At 61.7% G+C, this 924-nt stretch carries 1 protein-coding gene; it reads right to left on the bottom strand.

The window, feature by feature from the left end:
- Window positions 1-909 (bottom strand): alanine racemase (gene alr / locus NW820_RS12805; protein WP_414407692.1); only part of this gene is annotated, 909 nt, incomplete at its 3' end.
- Window positions 910-924: the final 15 nt, after the last annotated feature.

Below are 924 nucleotides of genomic sequence, written 5' to 3'. Positions count from 1 at the left end.
AATAGTACCCAACTGATCGGCCCAATCCTGCACAGATAAACCCGCATTTGCCAGATTGGGGCCCAGCAGCTCCACCACATCCCCCACCTGGATATCCGGCCTCTCGGTTACATCCCACATACATTGATCCATCGTGATTGTGCCCACCTGTTGGATCAAGCCGCCGCGCACCCATCCTCGCAGCCAGCCGGAAAGCCGCCGTGGGATCCCATCCGCATAGCCGATGGCCAGAGTGGCAATGCGACTGGGGCGAGAGGTGATGTAGCGATGCCCATAGCTCACGCCAGTTTGAGCAGGCACAGTTTGGATGTGGGACAGCCGCGCCTTGAGCCGCAGAATTGGCTGCAGACCTGGCACCGGCAAGTGAGGGGCAGGGGACAGGCCATAGAGGACCAACCCCAAACGCACACGGGAGTAGTGGAGATGGGTTAAAGCACCGGCTGAGTTATCCAGATGCAGCGCCGGTAAGGGATCCCCGGCTTGGCGGATCTGTTCCACCACCTGGGCAAAGCGGGCGTGCTGCTGTTCCATGACTGGAGAATGGGGCTCGTCCGCCGTCGCCAAATGGGAAAACAAGCTACAGCCTTCCAGCTCCGGGATCCGACAAATCTGCCCCCACACGGCTGCAGCTTCCTTCCAGGGGATCCCCAAACGGGTCATACCCGTATCCACATTGACATGCACCGGGACGGGGCGCCCGGCCCAACGGGCTACCTGGCGCATCAGCGGGATTTGCTCTGCACAGGTGAGGCTGACCTCCAACCGGGCTGCCATGGCCTGCTGTAGCTCCGCCCAAGTATTCAAAGCTCCCAACACCAGAACCGGAGCCTGCAGCCCCGTTTGCCGCAACTCGATCCCTTCGGCCAGGGTGGCCACACATAGCCCCTTGGCCCCAGCCGCAACAGCCACGGGAGCCACCAACTG

Origin of the sequence: Synechococcus sp. R55.7 (assembly GCF_047461955.1) — a bacterium.
GTDB lineage: Bacteria > Cyanobacteriota > Cyanobacteriia > Thermostichales > Thermostichaceae > Thermostichus.
The sequence above is the reverse complement of the archived record's forward strand: the minus strand, read 5'-3'. Positions and strand labels throughout refer to the sequence as shown.